Source organism: Cohnella sp., assembly GCF_041640265.1.
Taxonomy (GTDB): domain Bacteria; phylum Bacillota; class Bacilli; order Paenibacillales; family Paenibacillaceae; genus Cohnella.
Genome location: NZ_JBEQAP010000006.1, coordinates 138552 through 160858 on the forward strand (window position 1 = coordinate 138552; position 22307 = coordinate 160858).

Here is a 22307-nt window from a genome sequence, read left to right on the forward strand (position 1 = left end):
ACAAAAAGGCGCGATATCACCGATTTCAGTCATTTAAGGCTCGTTTAGGTACTTTTAATTCGGAGATTGCCCTTTTTCCCTATTTCCCCGCCGCTTCAATTGATTTTGGCGTATTTTATCCTCCATCCCTTGCTCCGTTGCCTCATAGAATACTTTAGAGGCCAGCTTGTCCGGCAAATAATTCTGCTGCACGTAATGTCCTGGATAATCGTGCGGATATTGGTAGCCGACATGTCCAAGCTTCTTAGCACCGCTGTAATGGCCATCTCTTAGGTGAAGTGGGACCTCCGCGGATTTGATCTCCTCCAGCGAATCCATAATTTTACCGATCGTAACGGCAATAGCATTGGATTTAGGACTTTCAACGGCAAAAAGAATCGCTTGCGATACGATATACTTGGATTCCGGCCATCCGATCCGATGATAGGCCTCCATTGCACTTACCGCCTGGACCATCGCTTGCGGGTTAGCCAGTCCTATATCTTCACTGCAGGCAATTGTTAAGCGCCTTAAGAACACCATAGGATCCATTCCAAGCTTCTCTACGGCATAGAGAAACCAGTATAGCGCAGCATCGCTGGAGCCTCTCAGACTCTTGTGGAAAGCAGATAAAACATCGTACTGCGTGGATTCGTCCGCCAGCACCGTTGGCTGGCGAATGGACTCCTCCGCAATCTCAACCGTTATATGTACCGTGCCATCAAGCTCCGAAGGTGTCGTAACCGCAGCCAACTCCAAGGCTGTTAGAGCACGGCGAATATCCCCGTTTGCCATTGAGGCGATATGCTCCAACGCTTCCTCATCAACATTTAGTTTCATGAATCCAAGACCTCGACTCGAGTCGCTTAGTGCTCTTCGCATGGCTATTAAAGAATGCTCTTTAGCCAAAGGCTGCAATCGGAACAAGGTGGATCTGGACAGCAATGCCCCGTTCACAGAGTGAAACGGATTCTCAGTCGTAGCACCGATGAAAATAATAATTCCCCGCTCTACCGCAGGAAGAAGCGCATCTTGCCTGGCGCTGTTAAAGCGATGTACCTCATCTAGAAATAAAATCGTTTTTCGTCCGTACATGCTTTTGTTACGCTCTGCCTGCCCGATCACCTCGCGGACGTCTTTGACCGATGCGTCTACCGCATTTAATCGAACAAAGTCACCCTCTGTTTGCTTCGAGATAATATGGGCCAAAGTCGTTTTCCCGCAGCCCGGGGGGCCGAATAACAGAATAGATGAAACCACATCGCCTTCAATCGCCCGCCGAAGCAACTTCCCCTGACCGATGAGATGCTCCTGACCGATATAGTCCTCCAGCGATTCAGGCCGCATTCGATCAGCAAGCAGCCTTGCCTGCGGCTCTGAATCCGTACGATAGCTGAATAAATCCATCTCATTCCCCGCCTTTCATCTCTTCCCATCATAGCAGAAAGGGAGCTGCACAGGAAGCGAATGAGAACCTACGTTCTCTCTCACAAACGCTGAATCTCGGCATTTAATATAGCTCTTCTTTCCTGAATATAGCGGCGAATGACGCTAGCTTCGCCGAGAAACTCGCCATAAGACCACCTCCGGGTTCCATCCTCACGAATATAGGGAGCTACCTGATTCAGCATCCGTTCCACAATCGGCATTAACCTTCCTTCTGTAAAAGGGCCGTTTAACGCTTTTTGTAAAATGGTTTTGTACTGCTTCCGGAAGATTTGCATATCCAGCAGCTTTCGTGTCAGATGATTGTACCCTGTTATGGAAACCAAGTCGCTGTCCACCAAGCGGCCATAGCAGTTGCGTCCCCAGGTCCCTTCGTAATCCCATGGGATGATGCGGAACCTGCCGGTTTTGCGGCTCCTGTAAATGGCATAATTTTGCTCAAAGCCGTCATAGTTTCCGGTCAGAACCGCACCAGCCAGCCAACGCAAATAATTGTCTACATCAAGCCGCGACTGGAGAAAAGTCCGCGCTTGCGTTTCTTTCCGTTGGTGAAACCCTCGTATAAATGAGGTTAATCTTGTTTTTTCTCCGACAGCCCCGAAACGATACTCATAACCTGACAATAGCGATGGCTTGAGTCGACTAGATTCCGGTACATAGATATTAAAATCAGCCCGATTGTTAACTGCATAAAAAAGCGATGATGCCCCGATGTTCCTCCTGCGGAAAAATAACCTTTCCACGCCCTCAATTTCAAGATAAAGCCCCAGCGGTTCATTGTTACGATAGAGCAGTACATGTTTTGTTCTAGGAGCAGGTACGCCTATCATAGGAAATAAGGCGAATGACAGAGCGTTGCGGATCATGGAGGGGTCATCAAATTCCGCATTATAATGAAACGCTTGACCTTTTCTCACGACCTCATACGAACGTTTGGGATATCCTCGTGTATGCCCGCCTCGATATCGGATTGAAACGGCATCTGTATGTTCATTGGTATTCATCCATCCGGGAACATAGCGATCGTTCCATAAGTTTTTTTCCATTTCCCGGCTTGCCGACTCACTCATTCGCAACGTTCTAACCGGTAATGACATGCCGTCTCCGCCTTTCTGATGAAAGCACAAGAAAATACGGCAAAGCACACAAATCGCCGCCTCCGCAATTCTCTCGATGTGTATCAGCGTATGTCTCCCCGGCATTCGCGGAAACGGCAAACGTCTAGGAAATAATAAACAGCAGCGACGATTTTCTGATGCTCCTGTTATAACGCAAAAACAAGGCACCTGCGGCGCCTTGTTCAACTCTATTTCCAGTATCATCTGAACTTAGCTAAATGATCCAGAAGCAGCATCAGGAGCGACCTTTCGAATGACCCCCCGAGCGACCTTTCGAGCGACCTCCCGCGTGACCTTTCGAGCGGCCTCCTGAGCGACCTCCCGTGCGACCTCCCGATCCGCCTTCAGCAGCGCCTGCAGTGCGACTTCCCGATCCGCCTTCAGCAGCAGCGCCTGCCGTACGGCCTCCGGTACGGTTGTTAAAGACACCCCAAGTTTGATTGTCGTTATTTGCCTCTGGGTTCTGAGCACCTAACTCTTCAATCCCTGATTTTTCAGTTGCTCCTTTCGCCGATCCTGCACTGCTCTTCTTTTTTGAGTTGCGACGCCGTTTACCATGCAGTTCTATATTCAACTCAACAACACCTCCTTAGGAAAGATCATTCAGTCTATGAGGAGTTGCCTGACGCCGATAGAGACAAGCGCAGAATAAGTGTAAAAAGGGCTTATTACTCCTCTCTTTCGCGGATTTATTGACAGACTCGGACAACCAACCGTATCTCTTCTCTGCCAGTACACATAGATATAAACTACAAACTCACTTCCCCCACAAGTGCAAAGGAGGGACAAATCCAAAGCAGAACAAATGCGTATCTGAGCCACCTGACACTTGTCCTCAGTTCAAGTTTGGATAAATTTTTCATTTGCGAATCTATCAACAAAATCCGTTTTTCCCATTATGAAAGGAGAATGAACCATGTCTTTCAATTACCAAAACCCGATTCAAAAACAAAACAACAATGCTCAGCAAGCAAATCATCTGATCGGACGTCAGGTTCGCGTCAATCGAGGCGGTCCTGACAGCGTGGAAGGTATACTCCTAGCCATTCCCAGCGATTATCTCGTCGTTTTGACGAATGACGGTATCGTCTATGTCAATGGTACTCATGTTAAAAGCATTACAGAAGGCACTACCACTGGACGCAGCAGCGGTTCCGGAGGAGGTCGTTCCGCAGGGGATCGTACTCGCGGCAGAAGCCGTTCACCAATCTTCATTACCGCATCCAGCTTCCAGTCCCTACTCACTAAATTGCGTCATAAACACATTCAAATCAACCGCGGAGGTCCGGAAAAACTGGACGGATTCCTTGCAGAAATTTCCTCAGACAACGTGCTTTTGATCGTAGACCGTGAGCTTGTGCGAATCCCGATTTTTCATATCAAAAACGTAAGTGTTTCAGGCAAAAAAACAAATAACAAGAAGGACAATAACAAAAATGACAAAAATGACAAAAATGACAAGAATGACAAAAATGACAAAAATGACAAAAATGACAAGAAAAGCAGCTCCGGCGGCAACAAATCTGGACGTAACGGTAAGGGCACTGGAGCCGGACAAACAGGCGGTAAACAAACAGGCGGCGGAAAGGGCGGAAAAGGACGTCGCCAATAATCCTTAACTCCACCGTTCAAGCCGTAATAGCAAAGGAGGTGCTTCCGCTGATCCCATGGACATCTATTTGAACCAACCTGTTTCCCTGACCTTATCCGGCATTCGGTTTTCTGCGAAAGGAACGCTCATTGACCTTGGCACCGATATACTTGTGCTTCATAACGGTATTCAGTTCTTGTATGTACCACTGGTCCATATTCAGCAGCTTACCCGTTGTCCCGCAAAAGAATCTAATTTCGGCTCTCCACCCGAGCCGCCGCTAGACCCTTCGGCAGACATTTCTTACCGTAAAGTATTGTTAAATGCCAAAGGAATGTTCTCAGAGCTGTACATTGCAGGTAGTCTAACGGTTCATGGTTATGTGACGAGCATAATGAATGACTTTTTCGTTTTCTACTCCCCCATGTTCCGATCGCTGTATGTATCCATGCGCCATCTAAAGATACTCGCGCCCTACGATGCTCATACGACTCCGTATGCACTTGAGCAAGAGAAGTTCCCTATACACCCAACCACCGCTTCGCTCGCCCGCACATTCGATCAACAATTGAGAAAGTTCGAAGGAGATTTTGTTATTCTGGATCTGGGAGAACATCCCGAAAAAATCGGTCTGCTCAAGTCGGTGCGCAACAACCTTCTTGAGCTGGTCACTGCGGATGGCGTCAGCACATTCATTCATTTGGATCATATCAAAACGATACATCTCCCTTAAACAATGTGTGTATTGCCTTCGCCGCATAAGGAAAGGGGCTGACCCAAAAGTGGATATCGAGTCTACTCAGGGATCAGCCCCTTTCTTTTTCTCGTTCTAGGGTGATTAGCGTCCTTTTGTCTTTCTCCTCGCTCTTACCGCTATTTGAAGCGCCTCCTCCTTCTCTTTCTCGATCCTTATTGCTGCCAGAAGCTTGGCTGCAGAAACAGAGCTATTTTTCCGAAAGGGATTTTTCGCTGTCTCGTGGAACAGATGGGGGAAAGACAAATCGATATATACGAGCCGCAACTGATCGCTGCTTAGCGGATTGACCGCTTTGTACCAAGAAAGGATATTATTGAAGAGAGTGGGGTCCCATTTCCCTCTCTCACTCATCCTTTTCAGAATGACTTTGCGCAGGTCTCTAGCCGGAAAATCATAGGTTATGCTGTCCATATCGAGAACGACCCCGCCTTTGCCATTCAGCAACGCATTTCCCTCACTGTAATCCTGATGACAAAGTGTTTTTGGTCCATTGCGCACCATGTTTTCATATTCGGAGCGGCTTAAAGCAGCTTGGGCATTCTCGGCCAACCGGATCAAGTCTTTCCAATGCGATTTAAGGGAGGCGGATAGTCCGGGAAAAGCTGTTGAGGTTTGCCATTCATGGAAATGCGTCTTCATTGATTCATATTGTAGCGGCCATTTGCCAAGCTTTGTTGATTCCAAACACGGAATGGGCGGACTGAACCCCGTGGAGGCTTTGTGGAAACGGGCGAGCAGCTGCACTGATTTCTGCAAATCCGTAGGGTTTGAGAAAGAAGGAGCTCTTCCTTCCGCCCATGCGTACAAAATGAATATTTGGCCGTCCCGCTCTGCGTAGAGCTGTCCTTGTTTCGTCCGAATAAGGTGCGGCACTGGTCCGCCTTGATCCTGCAAATGCTTCTGGGCCTGAATGGCAAATAGCATCTTTTCTTTGCCATACTTCAATCGTTTCAAGCCGTAAACGCGAGTTCCGTCGGACACCTTCCAAATCGCTTTCATTTCGGTTGCCTGAACTAATCGGACCGATCGCGGACCGATCGCGTATTCCGCAAGCACCTGTTCGGCCAATCGGATCAGTACCGCACTCATGACATTCCGCTCCTTTGTGCCATTACTCTTTGAACTGCCAGGTCCCATTGGTTCAGAACATTCACTTTGGACGATTCCGAACGAATCATCGCTCCGAGCTTCTCCACCGTCTTGCCCATATCCCACTCCGCTTCGGTGCGCCGCTTGTAATACTTGCTGCTTATCCCGTAAAACAAATGGGGAAACAGCAAATCGGCTTTTACCACGCTGTATTCGTCTGCGGACAACGGATGAACCGAATGGTACGCTTTCAGCATGGCAACGGACCTCTCGAGACTCCAGCCCTTCTTTTTCATCACTTTGTTGAATATTTTCCGAAGATCTCGAGCGGGCAAATCGTAAGTCAACGAATCCATGTCGATCACGTACATTCCCTTTGACGTCCGAATCAGGTTTCCAGCGGCGAAATCCTGGTGGCACAAATTTTTTTGCCTTTCCACTTTACGAACCCACTCACTGTAAGCACCGCTCTGTATCGACCTCAGCGCTTCCTGTCCGTGCCGAATGAAAGCGTCGGCATGCTTTAAATAAAGCTTGGAGAAGGATGACGAGCCGCGCTTGGCCCGCTCCTTGAACGTCTCCAAATCATTCAGATGCTGTACATATCCGTCTTCCCAGTGACCGAGATGCATCCGTTCATCAACTTGCCCTGTACCTGCAAATCCCCGAGACGCCAGATGGAAACGGCCAAGGGTTTTCATGATTTGCTGAAGCTGCGCCGGAGTATCGTATTCCGGTGCTGAGCCCTGCACCGCATCGGACAGGACATAACATTCTCCCTTGAATTCGGCGATATCCGTACCGCTCCGCGTTTGAACAAGATTAGGAATGGGTGCACCGTTGCTCTGAAGGTGACGGACTGCTTGATTCAAAAACATTTGTCTTGTTTTGGATGCAGGGGATTTTTTTAATACTTTCATTCCCCGGTCGGTTTGAACTGCCCATGCTCCTTTTTTTCCTTTCCAGGAAAGCAGGCGAATACTTCGCACCGCTAGCGGATACTGCTTTAAGATTTCGGCGGCATTCGGCGTCATCTTCTTCCCCTCCTGCGATTAGTCGTAGCGATGCCGTAAGCTTCTTTGTAGACGCGCAGCAAGCGGTTCGCCACATGATCGAAGGTAAAGTCGCTCTCCACAAACTGGCGTCCGTTACGAGCCATGCGCTCGGCATCATCCGGATTGGAGAACATGTAATTAATCATGCTTGCGAAGGTAGACGGATTTTGATAGTTTTCTGCGACCAACCCATTTACCCCATGCTTGATGACTTCAGGATTGCCCCCCCGTTTTGTGGTGATAATCGGCACACCCGCCGCCATCGCTTCATAATGCACCCGGGCCAGCGGTTCCTGCCATTGGGAGCTGCACACAAAAACGTCCGCCATCAAAAAGTAATCGGGAATTTGGTTTGCCGGAACAAATTTCGTGAAAACCACTTTATTCCCGTAGGGCTTGGCAAGCGCGTGCAAAGTTCGAACATAGGTGTTAATGGTATCATCGCTGAACCATTTACCGCCGACAATGACGAGCACAGCATCCTTGTGTTTCGCCAGCACTTCCTTCATCGCGCCGATGAGCAGGTCAGGTCCTTTTTTATCGGATAACCGGCCAACGAACAAAATGACCTTTTTACCGGAAATACCGTATTTTTTACGCAATCTCGAACGGATCGGAGCTGCGGAGGATGACCAAGCAGGTAAATACCGGGATGCATCGAAGCCCGAATAAACGGTCTGCAGCTTGCTTTTGGCCGATGGAAAGCGGTCGGTTACGGTCGTCCCAATGTAGTCGCTGACAGTCATGATCTTCTCTACTGAACGAATCGTATTCATTGCTTCCACATCGTTCAATTTTAATTTATTGAACATATCATTGTGCAAACTGACGACGAATTTGCTTTGAGGTGAGGCTGCTTTATACCGTGGAACGTTTTTGGGACGGTTAAATACATGGACGACATCATAGGAATGCTTGGGGAGAGATCTGGCCACGCTGCCAATAAAGGTGTTGGTCGGAAAACGGATATATTTCACGCCATTGCGTTTCTCCTGCTGCGGGAGCTCGGGATCGGTGATCGAATAGACGGTCACGTCATTGTCCTTGGCGAGCAAGGGTGACACACCGTCGATCATGATTTGGATAGCCCCACCCTTTATCGCCGGGCTTGGAAGTTTTTCCGTACAGATTAGTGCGATCTTCATCTCAAACCTCCTTTGTATAAATCACACAAATCATTCCATTCCAATTGCAGTCCTTCCGACAGCCCTACTTTAGGACAGTAACCGAGGAGCCTCTCGGCTTTGGATATATCTGCCCATGTATTTGGCGGTTCGCCAAGGGTCTTGCCCCCAAGCCGAATGTCTGCCCTGCTGCCAGACAATTGTTCAAGCATAGCAATGGCTTCCAGAACGGAGGCTCTCTCTTTCCCGCCGATATTGATGATTTCACCGATCACTCCAGAGGCATGGAGCGCGGCAGCTGTCCCATCAATACAGTCCTCCACATAGGTAAAGTCGCGGGTTTGGTTCCCGTCACCATTGACGAATAAAGGCTCATGACGGAGCATTTGGCGAATAAAACGATGAAATGCCATATCCTCGCGCTGCCGAGGACCATATACGGTGAAAAAGCGTAAAATGACGACAGGCACGCCGAAGTTCTCACTGTACACCCTGCACAGATGCTCTCCCGTCAATTTGGTGACACCGTAAGGAGAAAGCGGCTCAGGCGAATCGTTTTCCGACACTCTGCCGGTTTTATGACCATACACGGAGGAAGTCGATGCAAAAATGATTCGTTCGGGCGGCTTCCGGATACACGCTTCAAGAAGACGCTGTGTAGCTATAATATTATGGTTGGCGTAGAGCTTAAAATCTGTTCCCCAGCTGGAACGGACACCTGGCATACCGGCTAGGTGATAGATTGCTTCCACCCCCGGCAGTATGCTCTTCCACGAAATTCGAAGTATATTGCCCTCGATAAAAGTAAACCGAGGATTGTTTAATAGATTCCCTAAGTTTCTTTCTTTCATCGTCCTTAACCGGGGTTGAATGATTCCGTCAATACCTATGATTCGATGCTCCGGATTTTGCAGCAGTTTCTCACAAAGATGGGAACCAATGAACCCTGCTGCTCCGGTAACGAGAATATTCATGGGCGACCTACGCCCAAATAACGTAATCCTGCTTCTTCCGCTTTCTTGCGATCGATGAAGTTCCGCCCATCAAATAACAGATTGCCTTTCATTCGCTTTGTAACCTCTGACCAATCCACGTCTTGGAACAAGCTCCATTCCGTTGCAATAATGAGGGCATCACAATGAACGAGTGCATCGTACATATCGTTAAACCACCAAACGTGAGGAACTTCCGGCTTTACCAACGGGTCGTATGCGTGAACTTGATACCCGGATTCCGTTAGCTTCTTCATAAGAAGAACAGCTCTAGATTCCCGGATATCGTCCGTATCTGGTTTGAAAGTGGCCCCCCAGACGGCGACTTGGCGATGCTCCTCGAAGTCACCGAACGACTCCGAAAGCTTGTCGATACACCAATCGACCTGAGTGTCGTTAATTTCTTTCACGGCTCTCAGAATGGGCATGGCTACTCCCCGGGAAACTGCCGCGTGATATAATGCTCCAACGTCTTTTGGAAAACACGATCCACCGTAACCGAGTCCCGCCTGCAGGAAATGCGGGCCGATGCGCACATCCTGGCTCATCCCTGCAGATACTTCGGCAACATCTACTCCCAGTGCGTCGCACACTCTCGACAATTCGTTCACAAACGAGATTTTTGCGGCCAGAAAGGCGTTTGACGCATATTTAATCATCTCTGAGGCTGATAGACTCGTTACCGTATAAATCGTGTCAATCCCGGTATAAACTTCTCTAAGCAGCGAAGCCGCACGTTCGGTCCGGACACCTATAACAATACGGTCCGGATGCAACATGTCATGAAGAGCCGTACCCTCGCGAAGAAACTCCGGATTAGAAGCAACATCGTATTGAGTGGGATCAACCCCTATATCCAGTAAAGTTTTTGCAACCCATTCGCATGTTCCTGGTGGTACGGTGCTTTTAATAACAATGAGCGTAAAAGAACGGATTCGATTAGCCAGCTCTATTATAACGGCCGAAAGTGCCGACAAATCGGGACTTCCGTTGTCCAACGGCGGAGTTCCAACTGTAATGAATATGACCTGGCATCCCCCAAAGCCATCCTCCATCCTATCGGAGAACAAAAGCCGGCCATCCTGGCAGTGCCTTGTGATACATTCCTCCAATCCAGGTTCATAGATCGGTACAATTCCTTGTCTGAGCCGCCCGATCTTACCTGAATCGTTATCCACACAGATGACATGGTGATTTAATTCCGCGAGAACGGCAGCTGTAGTTAATCCTACATAACCTAATCCGATGATTCCGATATTCAAACTCTCTTCACCGCCTTTAACTAACAAATTATGAAAGGGGCAACGATCACTCCACGTACAGAAACCTATTGTCGCCTTATAAAAGGGTTATTCCGCCTGTCCTTCTTCTCTCGGACAGCCTCTTTTTTGCGGACAAGTTGCATCCGGGGTTTCAAAAAATATGATGTTAATACGACGTAAATAGAAAAGAGGGGAAATCGATGATTCGCAAGGCAGTCATTCCAGCCGCCGGATACGGTACGCGTAATTTGCCGGTGACGAAATCAGTTCCTAAAGAAATGTTTCCAATCAGCGGCAAACCAGCGCTGCATTATATCGTCGAAGAAGCTGCAGGAGCAGGAATTCGTGAGATTCTGATCATTGTCTCCCGGGGGAAAAACGCCATTATCGATTATTTCGACAAATCAGTAGAACTCGAACATCATCTTCGCAAGCAAGGAAAACCCCATTTGATGAATCATTTTCCATTTCCCGATATGCATATACAGTATGTTAGGCAACCTGAAGCTCTGGGACTCGGCGGGGCCGTCCGGCTTGCCGAACCCTTTGTAGGAAATGAACCCTTCGCGCTGCTATTGCCCGATGATCTGTTGGTCGATGGAGTAGAAACGTTGAACCGGATGATCCGCGTTTATGAAGTGTACAAGCGTCCCGTAATCGGCTTGCGGAGGTTGGAGGATAAATCGCAGCTGCGCAATTATGGAGTCGTTCAAGGAGAGTGGATCGCCCCTAGTCTGGTTCAGATTGCCGAATTAATCGAAAAACCGGTAGACAAGCCCCCATCCGACTTAGCCGTTCTTGGCAGATACATTCTTCCTCCTGAAATATTCAGCTATATCAAAAGCACTAAGCCCGGAAACGGAGGAGAAGTTCAATTGACGGACGCTCTGCGCGCTTGGCTGCAGACAGCGGCTATATACGGCATGGAAATCAAGGAGCAGTGCTACGATATTAGCAAAACGAACGAGTATATTGAGTTGCAGTGGCTGATGTATCAAAAGCAGTTGGATACGAAATAGTGAATAGCGTATATGCAATTACAGTCCATTCCAGAAAAAATAAAAAGACCGTTCCTCCGTGAATTTCGGGGAAACGGTCATGTATACGTTTAATCCTATATTAACGATTCATCCTTAAGTTTTGTCCACCTTCTCCAACAGTTCCCTGAAAACCACGCTTACCATGATCAACCCAGCTACTGGAGGAACGAAAGCATTACTTGCCGGCGGCTGCTGCGCTTTCCGAATATCTTTAGGTGCGGTATCCGGAACAATTTGCTCCGTAACATCTTCTCTCGGCTTAATAGGCAATTCTGTCGAGAAGACGACCTTTACACCTCTCTTGATCCCTTCCTGGCGCAGCTTCTTCCGGATGACTCGAGCGATTGGATCGACGGACGTCTTGGAAATATCCGCAACCTGGAAGCGAGTTGGATCCGTCTTGTTTGCCGCACCCATGCTGGAGATAATGGGGATCTGACGCTCAAGGCATTGCTTAATAAGATGGATCTTATAAATAATCGTATCCGAGGCATCGACGACATAATCAAGCGGATATTGAAACAGCTCTTCGTAAGTTTCTTCGGTATAGAACATCCTTAATGCAATTACATCGCAATCAGGATTGATTAGCTTAATGCGATCCTTCATCAAATCCGCTTTGGGCTGTCCGACCGTTGTCGTCAATGCGTGTATCTGGCGATTAATGTTCGTGATGTCAACGACATCCTTATCAATCAATATAATTCTCCCGATACCCGAGCGGGCCAATGCCTCAGCCGCTATACCGCCTACACCGCCGATTCCGAGCACGGCAACGGTGCTGCGCTTGAGCAGCTCCGTCCCTTCCGGCCCGATCGCCAATTCTGTCCTGGAGAACTGATGTAACATCGGTTCACTTCGCTCCTTTGTTTAACCCTTGGTATGAGCTGCAGTCTCGGCTTCTTCAGCGGAACCTTCAGCAGCAGCTGCTGCTGTGTTCTTTGTTTGCGCCGCAATGGCTTTAGCCGACAGACGAATATGCAAATCGTCAAGCTGACGGTCTGCGACAAGTGAAGGAGCATCGCAGAGCAGGTCTGTGGCGCTTGCGGTTTTCGGGAATGCAATCGTCTCGCGTAGATTCGTACGACCCGCTAACAGCATGATTAGGCGATCTAGTCCAAATGCAATTCCGCCATGCGGAGGCGTACCGTATTCGAACGCATCTAGGAAGAAGCCGAATTTTTCTTGGGCCTCCTCAGGAGTGAATCCAAGTGCTTGGAACATCTTCTCTTGGACATCACGGCGATAGATACGCATGGAGCCGCCTCCGACTTCATAACCGTTCAATACGATATCGTAAGCTTGCGCGCGAATCGCGCCGGGATCCGTATCGAACAATGAAAGATCTTCTTCGCTTGGACGGGTGAATGGATGATGCTCCGCAACGAAACGCTTACCTTCCTCATCCCATCCAAGCAGAGGGAAGTCAACGACCCATAAAAATTTGAACGCTTTGTTGTCGATTAGCCCAAGCTCTTTGCCTACCTTCAAGCGCAAGTTCCCCATAACATCAGCAGCGGTCTTTAGCTTGTCAGCAGAGAAGGTCAGCAGATCTCCTTCCTCCACATTCAATCGCTCCGTCAAAGCCGCGATTTCCTCCGGCTTGAAAAATTTCACGATTGGACCTTTCCATTCGCCGTCCTTCACCGTAATCCATGCAATACCTTTACCGCCATAACGTGCTGCGAATGGCTGCAGGTCATCAAGCTCCTTACGGCTCCAGCTCGCACAACCCTTAGCGTTAAGCGCTTTTACAACGCCGCCGGAAGCTGCTACGGATGCAAAAACCTTAACCTCGCTGCTGCTTACGATATCCGTAACATCCTCAATCTCTAGTCCAAAACGAAGATCCGGCTTATCGGAGCCATATTTATGAATCGCATCATGATAAGTTAGACGTTGGAATGGAGTAGGAATTTCGGCGCCGACTGTTTCACGGAACAGTCTTGCCATGAGCTCCTCCATCATGGCAAGCAACTGGTCTTGGGAAAGGAAGGAAGTCTCAATGTCGATTTGCGTAAATTCAGGCTGACGATCTGCACGCAGATCCTCATCCCGGAAGCATCGGGCAACTTGATAGTAACGTTCAATACCGCCAACCATAAGCAATTGCTTAAACAATTGCGGAGACTGAGGCAAGGCGAAGAACTCTCCTGGATGAACCCGGCTAGGCACCAGGTAATCACGCGCGCCTTCCGGAGTGCTCTTCGTTAGAATCGGCGTTTCTACATCAATGAATCCACGATCATCCAGGAAGTCGCGGAACACCTTAGTCGCTTTCGAGCGAAGCAGAAGCGTCTTCTGCATTTCTGGTCGGCGCAAATCGAGGTAACGATATTTCAGACGAAGAGATTCATCTACTTCTACACCATCTTCAATTGGAAAGGGAGGTGTTTTGGCCGAATTGATGATTTCCACTTCTTCTACCTGTACTTCAATCTGACCAGTTGCTAAGTTTGGATTAAAAGTTGCAGGATCGCGCTCTACGATTTTACCTTTTACGGCTAAGACGAATTCATTACGCGCACGGCTGCCTATTTCTAAGGCATGCCCGGAGAATTCAGGATTGAATACCACTTGTACAATTCCGCTGCGGTCGCGCAAATCAATGAACAGAATGCCCCCGAAGTCACGCCAGCCTTGTACCCAACCATTTAGGACCACTGTCTGTCCGACATTTTCCTTGGACAGTTTACCACAATCGATATTTTTGAGCATCATGATTTGTTGTTCCCCTTTTCCTCAGTAGAAATGAATGTGTGAATCGCTTCAGATAATTTGTTAATCGCTACCGTCTTCTGTTCACCTGTCGCTAACAGCTTTAAGGAAATCTCCCCTCGATCGAGCTCGTCATCTCCGAGAATTGCCGCGAAGCGCGCTCCCATACGATCGGCGGCTTTGAACTGGAGTCCTGTCTTACGACCCAGATAGTCGCGCTCCGCAGCCACTCCGTTAAGGCGCAGCTGCTGCAGCAGAGCAGCAGAGGCGTTCTGCGCACGATCTCCGATTGTAACGAGATAAACGTCGGTCCTCTTGCCCAAGTCAAGCTCAACCTCTTGGTGCTTAAGAAGAAGCAAGGTTCTCTCTAAACCAAGACCAAAGCCAACACCCGGCTGATCGTTACCGCCAATTTCGGCGACGAGACCGTTATAACGTCCACCGCCCCCGATTGTATCGATTGCACCGATGCCTTGGGCTTTATATTCGAAAGCAGTGTGTGTATAGTAATCCAGTCCCCGCACAAGCCGGTGATTAATCGTATACGGTATTCCCATTGCTTCTAAGCACTCTCGGACTGTAGTGAAGTGGGCATTACACTCTTCGTCCAGGCTATCCAGAATGGACGGGGCGTCCGTAAATTTGTCCTGATCTGTCTTACAGTCGAGTACGCGTAATGGATTGCGTTCCATTCTCGCTTGACAGTCATTGCATAGTTGATCCTTGATCGGCACCAGGAATCCAAGCAGCTTCTCTCGGAATGCCGCTCTTACTGCAGGCGTCCCCACAGAGTTAAGCTCCACAGTTACTCCATTCAAACCAAGCTCTTGGTAGAAAGCAAAACCGAGCGCAATGACCTCCGCGTCCAAGGCGGGATCAGCGGAGCCTATTGCCTCTACGCCAAATTGATGGAATTGGCGGTATCTTCCTGCTTGCGCCCTCTCGTAACGGAACATAGGACCGATGTAGTATAGCTTCGAAATGTCAGGCTCCCCATAAAGCTTGTTCTCCACATAGGCGCGTACAACTCCCGCCGTTCCTTCTGGACGCAATGTCATACTCCGGTTACCGCGGTCCAAGAAAGTATACATTTCTTTCTCCACGATATCCGTCGTTTCTCCGACACCGCGCTTGAATAGCTCTGTAGCCTCAAAGATTGGCGTCCGTATTTCACGGAAACGGAATCTACGGCACAGATCGCGTGCTGTTTCCTCTACGAATTGCCAATTTTCTGTGTTACCCGGCAAAAAATCCTGCGTGCTCTTCGGTTTCTGAAAACCCATTTCTCTTCACTCCTTTTTCAGGCCATAAAAAAAAGCTCCCGTCCCACAACGATCCTAAGATCGTCAGGGACGAGAGCGTTGTCTGTATGCTCCCGCGGTGCCACCCGTCATTCAAACTGCATCCCGCCGTTCCACTGGAACAACTGATAGACAGCTTGCGCTTAATCCGGTTAACGCCCGGCTACGCCTTAACGCTATTAAGCTCCCCGCTTCCGGGCGCCGTTCACATCAGGTTCTCGAGGATGTCATTCGTCCAATCATCACCGGAAAGCTTGCAGCCGAATGGCTTTCCTCTCTGGGGGCGTGGGGTTGGAGTACTATTCCCTGTCATAGAATCAAAGGCAAATCTCAATTGCTACTTATTCTAATATGTTGCCCGAATCCTGTCAAGAAAATAACCTGCCGACTATTCGACAGGTTCATTGAAAAAATATATTGAAAAAAGGGGGTCTACTACATCGTAGACCATTTTCTTTAAGGGACTGTATAAAAAAGATTACAGTTTGGTTACAATTATGAAAGCGCTATCCGACATCCACCTCCTTCTGATATGGGCTGCAAGCCTATATCAGAAGGAGGTGTTTGTTGCCGGTTAACCCCGTCCACCGGGAGGATAACGTCTCCCATGTGCGGCACCGGCAGGTGCGCTTGTTCCTAAATCGTTCCCGAACTCATTACGAATATCGCCGGATAGGACCAGCGCTTCCCTGCGTTCCGGAATTAAGCCTTCCCGCATCATCCATTCCAGGTTCGCTTCCTTACGTGATTGCCTCATGTCGATCTTCCTTTCTTGGCCAAAGAAGGGTTCGACATTTAGTGTTGCCGCTTAGTTGCTTTTTCAATCGTTATTACTATCTAAAATAATCGTCACAGGACCGTCATTAACTAGCGAGACATCCATCATCGAGCCGAACCGTCCGGTTTCCACTTGCAACCCGCGAGCTCGCAACCGCTCGTTAAACTGTTCATACAGCGATTCTGCTATTTCCGGCTTTGCCGCGGCCATGAAGTTTGGCCGTCTGCCTTTGCGGCAATCCCCATATAAGGTAAATTGGGACACCGATAGGATAGATCCTTTAATATCTTCCACTGACAGGTTCATTTTGCCGGTCTCATCTTCGAAGATCCTGAGGCCCGCCAGCTTGTCCGCCATCCAGAATAAATCTTGCTCTCTATCCTCTTGACCTACGCCGACAAGCACCATCAACCCGGTCTTAATCTCGCCTATAACGTCACCAGCTACGGTTACCTTAGCTCCAGATACCCTTTGTACGACAACCTTCATAAGTGTTGCCTCCGTCCTTGCCCGCATCTATTGCATCATCCGCTGCACGGAAAAAATATCCTTCACCCGCTTAATTTTATCGACTACCGACTGAAGGTGCTCCTTATTGCGGATGAGAATGGTCATATGCATGATCGCCATCTTGTTCTTATCGGAACGTCCTGATACAGCCGAAATATTGGTTTTACTCTCGGAGACGGCTTGAAGAACCTCATTCAGCAGACCGCGGCGATCGTGGCCTAATATTTCGATCTCAACGCTATAATTAGCCTCGACTGCGCTTTCCCAATCTACTTCAATGACGCGGGCCGCTTCCTCTCCCTCTTCCCCAGTCGGGATATTAGGACAGTCTGATCTATGAACAGAGACGCCGCGCCCTCTCGTGATATATCCGATAATATCATCGCCAGGTACCGGATTGCAGCAACGGGCAAAACGAACGAGCAGATTGTCTACTCCCTTGACGCTAACGCCGTGTGTCGGGCGACGACGTCCTGCAGCACCCATGGAGGGAGCTTTCATTTCTTTAATCTCGGTAGTCAGTTGGATTTGCTGTGCTTCTTCGGCTTCCTTGCGTAATTTCTCCGTAAGCTTCGTACAAATCTGGGCTGCCGTAATGCCTCCAAACCCGATGGCCGACATCATATCTTCCACATCATTAAATGTAAACTTCTTAGCCGCTTCCTGGAGCTTGTCATCAGTCATCCATTCATGCGGTTCAAGCCCAAGCCGCTTCAGCTCGCGCTCAAGCAAATCTCGGCCTTTGTCTACGCTTTCTTCGCGCTGCTCCTTCTTGAACCATTGTCGGATCTTGCTTCTCGCATGAGAGGACTGCGCAATCTTCAGCCAGTCTTGACTCGGTCCATATGAATGCTTGGAGGTCAGAATCTCAACGATATCGCCGGTTTTAAGTTTATGGTCCAACGGAACGATACGTCCATTAACCTTAGCGCCTATCGTCCGATTGCCTACCTCGGTATGGACACGGAAGGCAAAATCAAGTGGAACCGATCCGGCCGGAAGCTCGAAAACCTCACCTTTAGGTGTGAAAACAAAAACAAGATCAGTGAAAAAGTCCATCTTGAGCGATTCCATGAATTCCGCTGCATCTCGCGTTTCTTGCTGCAGCTCGATGATCTCGCGGAACCAATTCATTTTCTCCCCAAAGCTGCCCTGTGCAACACCGTTACTGTTTCCTTCCTTATATGACCAATGAGCAGCAATACCAATCTCGCTTGTTCGATGCATATCCCAAGTACGAATCTGCACCTCTGTAGGTTCGCCAGTCGAGCCTACAATCGTGGTATGCAGGGATTGGTACATATTGGCTTTCGGCATTGCGATATAATCCTTAAAGCGCCCCGGCATCGGCTTCCATAACGTATGAATGATACCGAGCGTTGCATAACAATCCTTCACATTGTCGACCAGAATACGAATGGCTAGAAGATCATAGATTTCATTAAACTGTTTGTTGCGAGTAGACATCTTCTTATAAACGCTATAAATATGCTTCGGCCGTCCGGATATATCACCCTGTATGCCCATTTCCTCGAGCTTTTCCCGAATCCGGTCAATAAGCTCGGTAATGTGCTGTTCCCGCTCCGTACGTTTCATCTTCATTAAATGAGCAATGCGATAATACTGCTGGGGATTAAGGAAACGAAGCGCAATATCCTCCATTTCCCATTTGATCGCACTGATCCCGAGTCGGTGGGCGATTGGACAGTATATTTCAAGCGTTTCATGTGCGATTCTGCGCTGGCTTTCTTCTGACTGGAACTTAAGCGTACGCATATTATGCAGCCGATCTGCCAGCTTAATTAGAATAACACGAATATCGTTAGCCATTGCCACGAACATTTTGCGGTAGTTCTCATTTTGTTGCTCTTCCTTTGAACGGAATTGGATTCTTTCCAGCTTTGTCAGACCGTCGACAAGACCCGCCAAGGTTTCCCCGAAACGATCTTTCAAATCGTCCACTGTAACGTTCGTGTCTTCGACGACATCGTGCAGAAGTGCCGCCATTACTGTAACGACATCCATCTGCATGCCCATACAAATTTCGGCAACAGCCAAGGGATGTAAAATATAGGGCTCACCTGATTTGCGCATTTGGCCGCGATGAGCTTCCTCGGCAAATTCATAGGCGTCCCGGATTTTCTGTAAATCTTGCTCTTTCATATACGTAGTTGCTTTCTCGAGAAGCAGCTCCATGCCCATGCCGAATTCCTTTCCGCCGGTGCCGAACACCGGGAGTTTCCCCTGAAGTTATTGCTACCATTATGCCTCTTTGCGGCGGGAAACGTCAACCTTAAGCAGCAGCAGGCAATTCAATCCGAATACGACAAAAGTATTCGTGTAACGACAAACAAATGAAAACAGGACCTCTCCCAGTCATTAGACCAAGGAGAAAGTCCCGTAGAAGCTGTTGCAGCCCATTGGTATCACAATAAAAAAGCAGTACTAGTAAGTAACAAGCGAAGAAACTTCAAGGCCAGACAGCTTATCGCGTCCGCTCAAATAACTTAGCTCAATCAGGAAGGCAGCGCCGATGACGTCACCGCCAAGCTGACGGATTAAATCAATGGAGGTTGCAATTGTACCGCCTGTTGCAAGCAGGTCATCAGCGATCAATACTTTCTGACCGGGTTTAATGGAATCCTTATGAATGGCTAAACGGTCTTTACCATACTCCAGATCATAGGCTGCTTCTACTGTATCTCCCGGCAGCTTACCGCTCTTGCGAATTGGAACGAAGCCAACACCCAGTGCAATCGCAAGCGGTGCGCCGATTACGAAGCCACGAGCCTCAGGGCCTGCTATGAGATCTATCTGCAGAGAAGATACTTGTTCTTTCATCGCTTCGATGGCCGTCCGATAGGCAGGTCCATCCTTAAGCAGCGTCGTAATATCTTTAAACCGAATACCCGGCTGAGGGAAATCGGGTATAACTCGAATATAATCTTTGAAATTCAAAATTATCATGCTCCTTTGATGATCTCACGATCTGCATTATACACTTTTTCCCCGTCTTTTGGCTAGAGCGGAGCGTCACTGTGAGGAATTAAAGACAATTAACGATGGTGAGCGGCGAACCACTCTCGTAATTGCTCTGTTGTCATCTCATGTAAGCAAGCTCCGTCGAATTGTTCTTTAGCTTTTCCATATCTTATGGATTGCTCCAATTCTCTTCGCGGCGGTTCCGAAACAATCTTCCGCTTGGCACCTTCAGCTGCAATAAACCCAAGCTCAATGAACACCTCCTGCATCATTCGAATAGTGGATAACGGCCAACCCGTTGCTAAACCGGCTTTCTGAATGAAACCATCTGGAGCATCCAACCATTCACCTTGCTTACGACACATTGCATATATTTGTGCAAAATGCTTCCGATCGGGAAATCCAGCAGAGTTCTCACCCTGCTTCTTATTAAAGAAGCCGGGTTCGGAATAAATATGTACACTTTCTCCTCCTCTTTCTGGAGCTAACCATTGCTTTAAGGTTATTAATTCCTGCTCATCGCTAGGTAAGCCAAGCAATATCAACTGTCGCCAGCTCTTCATCACACTTGACTGTAAATCCTTCGCCGCAGCAGATTCGACTTCCGTTCGGTGACTAATGAAGCTGTCATTATACAAACATATCGAAATCGGGGTATGCCCGAACCTGGCAACTGCTTCTGTGTATAGAGTTGCCGTGGCACATCCGATGACAATCTCAGACGTTGGATTTAGAACGAGATTTTCTACGGACGACCACATATTCTGCTCCTTGCGTCTATCCAAAAGCCGCAGCTCATCTGATCGATAATCCTGCAGCATGATCTGTACGCGGCGAGTTCCATTCCACTCATTCACGGATAGTTCACCGAGCAGATCAATACGGGTATCTGGAGCTAATCTATCTCTCTGCTCACCCATTCCGAAGGCTACCGCTTCGATTGTTTGTCCGGCCTGCTCTACCGTTATCCGCAGATGCTTTTTATCCTTGCCCATTGTCCTGCTTTCACGAACAAGAACGTTGGGAATAACAACTCGCGGTGTTGGATTCCCATTGCCAAATGGCTCCAATTGGGCTAATTGCTCAACGGCTTCAAGCGTAACATCGCGAAGGTTAATCTTGAGGTCAACCCGCCGCTTCGGCTGCCAATCTTCTTCATTAAGCCATTGCTCTGCTAACACATGCAATTGATCAGCAAGCTCTCCAACCTTTTCCCGGGAAATCGTCATGCCCGCTGCCGCTTTGTGACCTCCGTAATGCTCCATCAATTCTGCGCATTCTGTTAACGCTGCGTAAAGATCGAAGCCATCTATCGAGCGAGCGGAGCCCTTTGCAAATCCTGTTTCCGGATCTATTGCTAGAATAATGACCGGTCGATAATAACGTTCCACCAGCTTAGAGGCAACGAGTCCGGCAATCCCCGCATTCCAACCCTCATTGGCCAAAAGGATGACATTTCTTGGATTCGTGGCTGCACTGCTTAAATGCTGCCATATTTCATCTGCTTCAATAACCGTGCGTTCAACCAAAGTTTGTCTTTCGCCGTTTAATACATCCAGCTCCATGGCTAGTAGGTCAGCTTCCTCATCAGTGGCAGCTTCAAGCAGCTTAACCGCCCGATCCGCATGCTCTAAGCGCCCGCCCGCATTTAATCTCGGTGCTAACGAGAAACCTATACGACCGCTTGTTAAGTCCTCAGGCTTGAACCCGGACACCTTCGAGAGTGCACGAATGCCCGCGACGGGTTGCCGTCTCATTTGCTCCAGTCCCAAACGTGCAATCACCCTATTCTCACCTACGAGGGGCATAAGATCTGCAATCGTACCAATAGCCGCTAGATCGGCGTATTCCAATACGGGTCGCCCAAGCAAAGCATGCGCAAGCTTGAAGACGACACCTGCACCGCATAATCCCTTAAAAGGATACGAACAATCCTTCTGCTTGGGATTAACCAGCGCGACTGCTTCAGGGAGCACTTCTGGAGGTTCATGATGATCCGTTACAACTACCTTAATGCCTCTTTCCGCAGCATAAGCGATTTGCTCCACCGCGCTAATTCCATTATCCACCGTAATCAGCAGACGAATTCCTGCTTCAATGGCCAGATCAATCGCTCCAAGATTCAAGCCATACCCTTCTTTACTGCGATGCGGAATATAAGTATCGAAGGTTGCCCCAAGCTCTGTCAGCAGACGAATCATAAGAGATGTAGATGTCACGCCATCTGCATCGTAATCTCCATACACGCGGATTTTATCTCCTGCCGCTATGGCTTGAGTGATACAATCAACCGCTGCTCGCATCCCTTTCATCTCGTAGGGATCCAGCAGCTGCTCTACATCCGATTGGAGAAAAGCTGCAGTAAGCTCATCTGATTTCCATCCTCTCGCAGTCAGAACACCTGCAACGAGGGGGCTTATGTTTAAGCTGTCTGCTAGCTCTGTAACGAATTTCTCCTCTATTACGGGCATATCCCATCTGTACTTGGATGTTATCATATGAACTCCTTTCGTATGTAGCTTATTACACCAAACAATCCGCCGACAGATTGGCGGCGGATTGAAG

At 48.6% G+C, this 22307-nt stretch carries 19 protein-coding genes; 3 read left to right on the forward strand and 16 right to left on the reverse strand.

The window, feature by feature from the left end; genetic code table 11:
- Window positions 1-54: 54 nt before the first annotated feature.
- The 3 genes from ACESLK_RS07155 to ACESLK_RS07165 all read right to left on the reverse strand — a co-directional run bounded on the left by ACESLK_RS07155 (window position 55) and on the right by ACESLK_RS07165 (window position 3117).
- Window positions 55-1386: a replication-associated recombination protein A gene (locus tag ACESLK_RS07155; protein WP_372663924.1), complete on the reverse strand. Its 1332-nt coding sequence runs from the start codon at window positions 1384-1386 to the stop codon at window positions 55-57.
- Between the two features lie 80 nt (window positions 1387-1466).
- Complete coding sequence (locus ACESLK_RS07160; RefSeq protein ID WP_372663926.1) at window positions 1467-2522, reverse strand: CotH kinase family protein; 1056 nt, start codon at window positions 2520-2522, stop codon at window positions 1467-1469.
- A gap of 256 nt (window positions 2523-2778) precedes the next feature.
- Complete coding sequence (locus tag ACESLK_RS07165) at window positions 2779-3117, reverse strand: hypothetical protein (protein ID WP_372663928.1); 339 nt, start codon at window positions 3115-3117, stop codon at window positions 2779-2781.
- 342 nt (window positions 3118-3459) lie between these two features.
- Here ACESLK_RS07165 and ACESLK_RS07170 point away from each other — a divergent pair, with 342 nt between their 5' ends.
- Together ACESLK_RS07170 and ACESLK_RS07175 are read left to right on the forward strand one after the other, a co-directional pair.
- Window positions 3460-4155: a hypothetical protein gene (locus ACESLK_RS07170; RefSeq protein ID WP_372663930.1), complete on the forward strand. Its 696-nt coding sequence runs from the start codon at window positions 3460-3462 to the stop codon at window positions 4153-4155.
- A gap of 55 nt (window positions 4156-4210) precedes the next feature.
- Window positions 4211-4867 carry a DUF2642 domain-containing protein gene (locus tag ACESLK_RS07175; protein ID WP_372663932.1) on the forward strand — a complete coding sequence of 219 codons (657 nt, stop codon included), beginning with the start codon at window positions 4211-4213 and terminating at the stop codon, window positions 4865-4867.
- 105 nt (window positions 4868-4972) lie between these two features.
- Here the strand turns inward: ACESLK_RS07175 and ACESLK_RS07180 are convergent, their stop codons facing one another.
- From ACESLK_RS07180 to ACESLK_RS07200, 5 genes are read right to left on the reverse strand one after another with little or no spacing between them, the layout of a single operon-like run.
- Complete coding sequence (locus ACESLK_RS07180) at window positions 4973-5980, reverse strand: CotS family spore coat protein (protein ID WP_372663934.1); 1008 nt, start codon at window positions 5978-5980, stop codon at window positions 4973-4975.
- Window positions 5977-7014 (reverse strand): CotS family spore coat protein, encoded by a 1038-nt coding sequence (locus tag ACESLK_RS07185; RefSeq protein ID WP_372663936.1) that lies wholly within the window; start codon window positions 7012-7014, stop codon window positions 5977-5979. Before ACESLK_RS07185 ends, ACESLK_RS07180 begins: the two co-directional genes overlap by 4 nt.
- Window positions 7011-8180, reverse strand: a complete 1170-nt coding sequence (locus ACESLK_RS07190; RefSeq protein ID WP_372663938.1) for a glycosyltransferase family 4 protein — start codon at window positions 8178-8180, stop codon at window positions 7011-7013. Before ACESLK_RS07190 ends, ACESLK_RS07185 begins: the two co-directional genes overlap by 4 nt.
- On the reverse strand, window positions 8177-9133 hold the full coding sequence (locus tag ACESLK_RS07195) for an NAD-dependent epimerase/dehydratase family protein (RefSeq protein ID WP_372663940.1): 957 nt from the start codon (window positions 9131-9133) through the stop codon (window positions 8177-8179). Before ACESLK_RS07195 ends, ACESLK_RS07190 begins: the two co-directional genes overlap by 4 nt.
- Complete coding sequence (locus ACESLK_RS07200; RefSeq protein ID WP_372663942.1) at window positions 9130-10413, reverse strand: UDP-glucose dehydrogenase family protein; 1284 nt, start codon at window positions 10411-10413, stop codon at window positions 9130-9132. The genes ACESLK_RS07195 and ACESLK_RS07200 overlap by 4 nt, the downstream gene beginning before the upstream one ends.
- Before the next feature lie 200 nt (window positions 10414-10613).
- On the opposite strand from ACESLK_RS07200, the gene ACESLK_RS07205 reads away from it, so the two are divergent.
- Window positions 10614-11432 carry a UTP--glucose-1-phosphate uridylyltransferase gene (locus tag ACESLK_RS07205; protein ID WP_372663944.1) on the forward strand — a complete coding sequence of 273 codons (819 nt, stop codon included), beginning with the start codon at window positions 10614-10616 and terminating at the stop codon, window positions 11430-11432.
- Between the two features lie 114 nt (window positions 11433-11546).
- On the opposite strand, the gene ACESLK_RS07210 is transcribed toward ACESLK_RS07205, so the two are convergent.
- The 8 genes from ACESLK_RS07210 to recJ all read right to left on the reverse strand — a co-directional run bounded on the left by ACESLK_RS07210 (window position 11547) and on the right by recJ (window position 22240).
- The gene (locus ACESLK_RS07210; RefSeq protein WP_372663945.1) at window positions 11547-12302 is read right to left on the reverse strand and encodes a tRNA threonylcarbamoyladenosine dehydratase; all 756 of its coding nucleotides are present in this window, start codon (window positions 12300-12302) and stop codon (window positions 11547-11549) included.
- Between the two features lie 21 nt (window positions 12303-12323).
- Window positions 12324-14174: an aspartate--tRNA ligase gene (aspS, locus tag ACESLK_RS07215; RefSeq protein WP_372663947.1), complete on the reverse strand. Its 1851-nt coding sequence runs from the start codon at window positions 14172-14174 to the stop codon at window positions 12324-12326.
- Entirely contained in the window at window positions 14171-15454 is a 1284-nt protein-coding gene (gene hisS / locus ACESLK_RS07220; protein ID WP_372663949.1) for a histidine--tRNA ligase, read from the reverse strand. Before hisS ends, aspS begins: the two co-directional genes overlap by 4 nt.
- Window positions 15455-16046: 592 nt before the next feature.
- Entirely contained in the window at window positions 16047-16229 is a 183-nt protein-coding gene (locus ACESLK_RS07225; RefSeq protein ID WP_373228496.1) for a hypothetical protein, read from the reverse strand.
- Window positions 16230-16292: 63 nt separating this feature from the next.
- On the reverse strand, window positions 16293-16739 hold the full coding sequence (dtd, locus tag ACESLK_RS07230; protein ID WP_373228497.1) for a D-aminoacyl-tRNA deacylase: 447 nt from the start codon (window positions 16737-16739) through the stop codon (window positions 16293-16295).
- Between the two features lie 27 nt (window positions 16740-16766).
- A complete protein-coding gene (locus ACESLK_RS07235) occupies window positions 16767-18962 on the reverse strand; it encodes a RelA/SpoT family protein (protein WP_373228549.1) in 2196 nt (731 codons plus the stop codon).
- 243 nt (window positions 18963-19205) lie between these two features.
- A complete protein-coding gene (locus ACESLK_RS07240; protein ID WP_373228498.1) occupies window positions 19206-19718 on the reverse strand; it encodes an adenine phosphoribosyltransferase in 513 nt (170 codons plus the stop codon).
- 98 nt (window positions 19719-19816) lie between these two features.
- Entirely contained in the window at window positions 19817-22240 is a 2424-nt protein-coding gene (gene recJ / locus ACESLK_RS07245; RefSeq protein WP_373228499.1) for a single-stranded-DNA-specific exonuclease RecJ, read from the reverse strand.
- Between the last annotated feature and the right edge of the window lie 67 nt (window positions 22241-22307).